This is a genomic window from Sphingorhabdus sp. (assembly GCF_044374345.1).
Lineage (GTDB): Bacteria > Pseudomonadota > Alphaproteobacteria > Sphingomonadales > Sphingomonadaceae > Sphingorhabdus_B.
Genome location: NZ_JBILOS010000005.1, coordinates 36584 through 43797, shown reverse-complemented (window position 1 = coordinate 43797; position 7214 = coordinate 36584). Strand labels below are relative to the sequence as shown.

Below are 7214 nucleotides of genomic sequence, written 5' to 3'. Positions count from 1 at the left end.
CACTCGACCTTCCATATGTATGCGTTTGGCATTGGCGTTCTGGCGGCATTGTTGACCAGCTTCTACAGCTGGCGCCTGATGTTCCTCACATTCTTCGGAACGCCGCGTTGGGCACAGTCGGAGCATATTCAACATGCGATGCACGACCATGGCGATCATGATGAACATGCGCATGCCCATGCCCATGCCCATGCCCATGCCGAGCACGATGACGGCACCGCTGGCTATCATCCACATGAAAGTCCTTTGCCCATGCTTATCCCGTTGGGCGTGCTGACATTGGGCGCGATTTTCGCTGGTTTTGTATTCCACGGTGGCTTCATTGACGCCGAAACTGGCAAGGCATTTTGGGCGAACAGCACATTGTCCTTCAATGAACATTTGATGCACGCCATGCATGAGGTGCCGTTGTGGGTGAAGCTGTCGTCGACAGTGGCCATGCTGACCGGATTGTTGGTTGCTTATGTGATGTATCAGCAGTCAAAGGATGCGCCGCAGCGCTTGGCGACTGCCTTTGCACCATTGTACCGTTTCTTCCTGAACAAATGGTATTTCGACGAACTATATGATGCGGTCTTCGTCCGCCCGGCCTTTTGGTTTGGACGCCTGTTCTGGAAGCAGGGCGACATTGGTATCATTGACCGGTTTGGACCGAACGGTTCGGCTGCTGTCGTTACCTTTGGCAGCAAGCTCGCAGTCAAAATGCAGTCGGGTTATCTTTATACATATGCGCTGGTGATGCTTTTGGGCCTTGTCACAGCGGTTAGCTGGATGATGGTGAGAACATAATGAACGCCGCAGATATACCTGTCCTTTCAATCATGCTAGCCATTCCGATGGTGGCGGCTGCATTGTGCTTGTTCGTTCGTGCCGAATTGGCGCGCCCGATTGCGCTTGGCGCGACGCTCGTCAACTTCATTCTGGGTGTGGTGCTGTGGATTAGCTATGATCCCGCTGGCGCGCAGTGGCAGTTCACCGAAAGCGCGCAGTTGTTTGGCCCGATTGGCTGGAAACTTGGCATTGATGGCATCTCGTTGACGCTCATCATGCTGTCGGTGTTCCTGATGCCCATTTGCATCGGCGCCAGCTGGAACAGCATTCAAAAGCGTGTCGGCGAATATATGGCGGCTTTCCTGTTGATGGAAACGCTGATGATCGGCGTATTCGCGGCGCAGGACTTGTTGCTGTTCTACATCTTCTTTGAAGCCGGTTTGATCCCGATGTATCTCATCATTGGCATTTGGGGTGGTCAGGACCGCATTTACGCGTCGTACAAGTTCTTCCTCTACACCTTGCTTGGGTCGGTGGTGATGCTGATCGCGATGTTGTGGATGATCCAGTTCGCCGGCACCGCCGACATTCCGACGTTGCTCAACACAGATTTCCCTGTGCAGGCGCAGACATTGTTGTGGTTGGCATTTTTTGCATCCTTTGCGGTCAAGATGCCGATGTGGCCCGTGCACACATGGCTTCCCGATGCGCACGTTCAGGCGCCGACGGCGGGTTCGGTCATTCTGGCTGGCGTGTTGCTGAAAATGGGTGGTTATGGCTTCCTGCGTTTCTCTTTGCCGATGTTCCCAGAGGCGAGTGCCAACTTCATTCCTCTGGTGTTCGGCCTGTCGATGGTCGCGGTTGTTTACACATCGCTGGTGGCGCTGGTGCAGCAGGATATGAAAAAACTGATCGCCTATTCGTCGGTCGCCCACATGGCGATTGTGACTGTTGGCCTCTTCACCTTTAACCAACAGGGTATTGAAGGCGCGATCATCGTGATGCTCAGCCACGGTTTGGTATCGGGCGCGCTCTTCCTTTGCGTTGGCGTGATCTACGACCGCCTGCACACACGCGAAATCAGCCGTTACGGCGGCATCAGCGTGAATATGCCCAAATACGCATTGCTGTTCATGCTGTTCACCATGGCCAGCGTCGGCTTGCCCGGAACAAGCGGCTTTGTCGGGGAGTTTCTGAGCCTCGCGGGCGCCTATAAGGTGTCCACTTGGGCCACGCTGATTGCGACAACGGGCATCATCCTTGGCGCTGGATATATGTTGTATCTCTATCGTCGGATCGCATTCGGGCCGCAGGTCAATGCAGACGCGGCTGCGATGCAGGATATTGACGGCCGCGAAATGTGGCTGCTCGCACCGATTGCGGTCGTTGTGTTGTGGATGGGCGTATATCCCGAAACATTCCTTGCACCCATTCGCCGCGATGTTGCGACAATCGTTGATCGTATTGAACGGGCGGCTCCAGCTGGCGATAGTAAATTGATGGCTGTCGACCCGACCACAGCGCGCTTTCGCGTTGTTCATGAACCTAAAAAAGACGTGGCTGAGGGGAGCCATTAATAATGGAACTTACTGCTTCGCTCTCCTTGGTGCGTCCTGAGATTATTCTCAGCTTCTCCGCGCTTGCCTTGCTTTTGTTGGCTGCCTGGATGGATCAGGCTGGCCGCCTTATCAGCATATTGGCTGTTGCTGCTTTGGGTGCCGCCGCTGCTTTCACCGCGAGCTCGCTTGGTACGGGCTCCAGCGCGTCGGCCTTTGATGGTTTGATGGTGAATGATGCCTTTGGCAATTTCTCCAAGCTCCTGATTTATATTGCTGCAGCTATTTCTCTGACCATCGCCCCGCGGTTCTTGGAGAAAGCAGGCGCAATGCGCGCTGAATATCCGGTTCTTATCGTCCTTTCCTGCGTCGGTATGGGCATTATGGTATCGGCGACGGACCTGGTCTCCTTGTATATCGGTTTGGAGCTTCAGAGCCTCTCGGCCTATGTTCTGGCCAGCTTCGTGCGCTCGGATGGCCGTTCGGCGGAAGCCGGCCTAAAATATTTCGTCCTTGGCGCTCTTGCGAGCGGTATGCTGCTTTTCGGCGCATCGTTGGTCTATGGTTTTGCCGGATCGACAAGCTTTGCCGCAATCGGCCTCGCGATGGACAAGGAAGTCGGCCTTGGCCTGATCTTTGGTATCGTGTTCATCCTATCCGGATTGGCATTTAAGATCAGTGCCGCGCCATTTCATATGTGGACGCCCGACGTCTATGAAGGCGCACCAACACCGGTCACCGCATTTTTTGCGAGCGCACCAAAGGTTGCAGCGATCGCCTTGTTGATGCGCGTTGTGCTTGAGGCATTTGGTTCGCAGGTTCTGGTGTGGCAGCAAATCATTATTGCGGTGGCGTTGATGTCGATCATCATCGGCGCGGTTGGCGCAATTGGTCAGCAAAACCTCAAGCGCCTGATGGCGTACAGCTCGATCAACAATGTGGGCTTCATCCTCATCGGGCTTGCCACTGGAACAGAGCAGGGCATTGCTGCCATGCTTGTGTACCTGACTATTTATGTGGCCATGACCTTGGGCGGATTTGTGTGCTTGATGCAGTTGAAGGACAAAGACGGCAACTATCGCGAAGAATTTGCCGATATCGCTGGCCTGTCCAAGACTCGTCCCGCACTTGCTGCAGCCTTTGCCATTTTCATGTTCAGTCTCGCGGGCATTCCGCCATTGTTCGGCTTCTGGGGTAAGCTGGTGGTATTCAATGCCGCTGTCGCCGCCGGCCTGCTGCCTTTGGCGGTCATCGGCATCTCGGCGTCGGTCATTGGCGCATTCTATTACCTTAAGGTTGTCAAAGTGATGTACTTTGATGATGCGGCAGATGTTATCGCGGAAAGCGATGATAAGGTGCTTGTCTGGACCGGTGGCATTCTTGCCGCGGCCAACTCGCCGCTTGGGTATTTTGCCATTCCAGCGCTCGGCGTTTGGACCGCGGTTGCGGCAAAGGCGCTGTTCTGACGCTGATATTTGAAGAGGTTGCGCGCACAGGGTCAACGAACGCGGATTTGTTGACGCGCGCAGCGCAGGGTGCACCCGAAGGACTATGGCTTCGCGCTGATGCGCAGGACGGCGGCAGAGGGCGTCTGGGCCGCAGCTGGGAAAGCCCAAAGGGCAATCTGTTCGCAAGCACCATTGTTCGTCTGCGGGATACCGACCCGGCGCCAGCCAGCTTGGCTTTTGTAACAGCGTTGGCCGTGTTCGATGCTATCCGGCAGATCGCACCGCATGTCGACATTTCCCTGAAATGGCCAAATGACATTCTTTCGCGCGATGGAGCTAAATTGTGCGGGATATTGCTGGAACGATCGGCCGACGCGGTCATTGTCGGCATTGGGCTAAACTTGGTTTGGCATCCGGAAAATCTTGACCGCAAGGTGTCAGACTTGGCCGCGCTTGGTGCAACACCACCTGACGCGCAGTCGAGTGTGGAAATCGTGGCCGATGCCTTTGCCCGGTACCTGGCGATCTGGCGGCTGTCGGGCACGGGGCCGATTATCCGGCAGTGGGAAGAATGTGCGCATCCGCGCGGAACAGCCCTGTCGGCGCGATTGCCCGATGGCGAAGAATTGCATGGGCTTTTCCAAGGCTTGGACGATGAAGGTGCGCTGCGGCTTAGCTTGGCGGACGGCACAATTCGTGCCATTCATGCAGCAGATGTTTTTCTAGTGTAAAGGGGTGGGCGATGTTGCTCGCAATAGACACAGGTAATACCAACGCGAAATTTGCTTTGGTCGATGACAGCGGCGAGATATTGCACCGCTGGCGCATCGCCACAGACGCGCGCCGCACTGCCGATGAATATGCGGTTTGGCTGGATCAGCTCATCCAGATGGCGGGATTCCGCCGATCTGATATCGACGCCGTAATCATCGCGACCGTCGTGCCGCGTGCGCTGCACAATCTGCAGCTGTTGGCGAAGCATTATTTTGGCTGTGAAGCGCTTGTGGCTGGACGAGGGGCCGTTGGGTGGGGCATTCAGCTGCGTGTTGCGGAACCGCATTCAGTTGGCGCAGATCGCGCCGTGAATGCCGTCGCGGCACATGCGCTCGCCGACGGGCATAAGATTGTGATTAGCTTCGGCACGGCTACGACGTTTGACCATATTGGGCCCGATGGGTCTTACTATGGCGGAAGCATCGCACCGGGCGTTAATCTGTCGCTGGATGCCTTATATGGCGCAGCGGCGATGCTGCCGCGAATTGCAATCGAACCACCGCCGAATGAAAGTGTCATTGGCACAACCACTGTTGGACAAATGCAGATTGGTATCTATTGGGGCTATGTGGCAATGATCGAGGGAATGATTGCCCGAATGAAAAATGAAATTGGTGAACCGGTATCGGTTATTGCGACCGGCGGTTTGGCAATCTTGTTTCAGCAACATGGCCATTTATTTGACCGGGTAGAACCCGATTTGACGCTGCGGGGGCTCGCGCTTTTGTACAGGAATAGAGAAATTACATAATGACGACCCCAAAAAATGAACTGCTTTTCCTTGCTCTTGGCGGGTCAAATGAAATTGGCATGAACGTCAATTTATATGGTTGCGATGGCAAGTGGGTGATGGTCGACCTTGGCCTCACCTTTGCCAATTCAGAATATCCCGGCGTTGACCTCGTACTTCCAGATCTGGAATTTATTGAGAAGCGTAAAAAAGACCTTTTGGGCATCGTCCTGACGCATGGTCATGAAGACCATATTGGCGCAGTGGCCTATTTTGCAGCCGACCTTGGTGTGCCTTTATATGCGACGCCGTTCACAGCAACGCTCATTCGCGGTAAGCTGGAGGAAGAAGGCATCGCCGATATTGTGGAGCTGAATGTTATTCCCATGGAAGGCGCATTCTCCATGGGGCCGTTCGATTTTCAATTTGTGACGCTGGCGCACTCCATCCTTGAAATGAGCGCCTGTTTGATCACCACGCCTTATGGCAAGATTTTCCATACCGGTGACTGGAAATTGGACGAACGGCCTGTATTGGGCCGCCCAACGACCGCCGACGCGCTAACCGCGATTGGGGACACCGGCATATTGGCGATGGTGTGCGATTCCACAAACGTCTTCAACAATGAATATAGCGGCAGCGAAGGCAGCGTGAAGGACGACCTGCTAAAGTCCGTCAGGGCCGCGAAGGGGCGGGTTGTTGTGACAACTTTCGCCTCCAACGCAGCGCGGTTGCAGACGTTGGGCGAAGTTGCACGCGAAAGCGGCCGGACCTTGTGCTTTGCCGGTCGGTCGTTGCACCGTATCCTTGAGGCAGCGCAGGCCAATGGCTATTTGAAAGACCTGCCCAAAACCATTGATATGGAAAAAGTGGACAGCCTGCCGCGCCACGAAGTCATGGTTGTTGCGACAGGCGGGCAGGGCGAAGCCCGCGCTGCGTTAGCGCGCATTGCAGAAGGTAATCATCCCGTGAAGCTGGAGGAGGGCGACACCGTCATCTTCTCGTCCAAGCAGATACCGGGCAATGAAATTGCCATTGGCATCATCATGAACAAGCTGGCCGAGCGCAACATTCTGACGGTTACCGAAAAGCAGGCGCATGTCCATGTATCGGGTCACCCGGGGCAGCCGGAGCTTGCGGCTCTATATGATTGGATCAGGCCTGAAATCCTCGTCCCAGTGCATGGCGAACGTCGGCACATGGCAGAGCAAGCACGTTTCGCGCGCGCGCATGGCGTTCCAAAGGCTGTCGTGCAGTCAAATGGTGACGTCGTGCGTTTGGCACCCGGCGAACCAAAGACGATTGGCAAGGAACGTACCGGGCGCCTCATTCTCGATGGAGACACCATCATCGCGGCGGACGGCGCTACGTTGAACGAACGCCGGCGTCTGTCTTGGTACGGGTTGATATCGGTCGCGTTCGCGCTTGGTGCGAATGACAAATTGTTGGGAAGCCCGGAAATCCGTTTGCATGGCGTTCCCATCGAAGAAGATCTGGATGATTTTATCGACGAAGCCACGACAGCTGCGATAAAGGCGATTAAGGATAATCGTGGCGATTATGAAAAGCTGCGCGAATCCGTTCGTTTGGCCGTTCGCCGTGTTGCCGTCAGTTGGACCGGCAAAAAACCGATTGTTGATGTGATGATATTGGAGACCGCATGAACTGGACATCAATTATAGCCATTTACGCGCTTTTTTGGGTGATGACCGCGTTTGTCATCCTTCCCATCGGCGTGCGTACGCATGAAGAATTAGGGCTGCCTAAGGTACCAGGACAAGCCGACAGCGCTCCCGGGAACTTCCAACCGCGCACCATATTGTTGCGGACAACATTGTTATCCGCAGCGCTCTTTGGTCTATATTACACCAATTATGTGTATGGCTGGGTCGACCGGCACAGTTTTGACTGGCTCATAAATAGGCCTGTTTAAGG

General features: G+C 55.0%; 6 protein-coding genes and 1 pseudogene. All 7 read left to right on the top strand.

The window, feature by feature from the left end:
• A pseudogene (locus ACIQ5B_RS01200) lies at positions 1–789 on the top strand (NADH-quinone oxidoreductase subunit L); the annotation flags it as partial.
• Complete coding sequence (locus tag ACIQ5B_RS01195) at positions 789–2348, top strand: NADH-quinone oxidoreductase subunit M (protein WP_397597416.1); 1560 nt, start codon at positions 789–791, stop codon at positions 2346–2348. The pseudogene ACIQ5B_RS01200 and the gene ACIQ5B_RS01195, both read left to right, overlap by 1 nt.
• Positions 2349–2350: 2 nt before the next feature.
• Positions 2351–3793 (top strand): NADH-quinone oxidoreductase subunit NuoN, encoded by a 1443-nt coding sequence (nuoN, locus tag ACIQ5B_RS01190; protein WP_397597415.1) that lies wholly within the window; start codon positions 2351–2353, stop codon positions 3791–3793.
• Complete coding sequence (locus tag ACIQ5B_RS01185; protein WP_397597414.1) at positions 3760–4506, top strand: biotin--[acetyl-CoA-carboxylase] ligase; 747 nt, start codon at positions 3760–3762, stop codon at positions 4504–4506. Before nuoN ends, ACIQ5B_RS01185 begins: the two co-directional genes overlap by 34 nt.
• Positions 4507–4517: 11 nt before the next feature.
• On the top strand, positions 4518–5300 hold the full coding sequence (locus ACIQ5B_RS01180; RefSeq protein WP_397597413.1) for a type III pantothenate kinase: 783 nt from the start codon (positions 4518–4520) through the stop codon (positions 5298–5300).
• A complete protein-coding gene (locus ACIQ5B_RS01175) occupies positions 5300–6943 on the top strand; it encodes a ribonuclease J (protein ID WP_397597412.1) in 1644 nt (547 codons plus the stop codon). Before ACIQ5B_RS01180 ends, ACIQ5B_RS01175 begins: the two co-directional genes overlap by 1 nt.
• Positions 6940–7212, top strand: coding sequence for a DUF1467 family protein (locus ACIQ5B_RS01170; RefSeq protein ID WP_397597411.1), 273 nt, complete (start codon positions 6940–6942; stop codon positions 7210–7212). Before ACIQ5B_RS01175 ends, ACIQ5B_RS01170 begins: the two co-directional genes overlap by 4 nt.
• The last annotated feature ends 2 nt before the right edge of the window (positions 7213–7214 follow it).

Excerpts from the sequence above, each read along its gene's own strand:
- ACIQ5B_RS01195 (WP_397597416.1), top strand. The coding sequence starts at position 789 with ATGAACGCCGCAGATATACCTGTCCTTTCAATCATGCTAGCCATTCCG.
- nuoN (WP_397597415.1), top strand. The coding sequence starts at position 2,351 with ATGGAACTTACTGCTTCGCTCTCCTTGGTGCGTCCTGAGATTATTCTC.
- ACIQ5B_RS01180 (WP_397597413.1), top strand. The coding sequence starts at position 4,518 with ATGTTGCTCGCAATAGACACAGGTAATACCAACGCGAAATTTGCTTTG.
- ACIQ5B_RS01175 (WP_397597412.1), top strand. The coding sequence starts at position 5,300 with ATGACGACCCCAAAAAATGAACTGCTTTTCCTTGCTCTTGGCGGGTCA.
- ACIQ5B_RS01170 (WP_397597411.1), top strand. The coding sequence starts at position 6,940 with ATGAACTGGACATCAATTATAGCCATTTACGCGCTTTTTTGGGTGATG.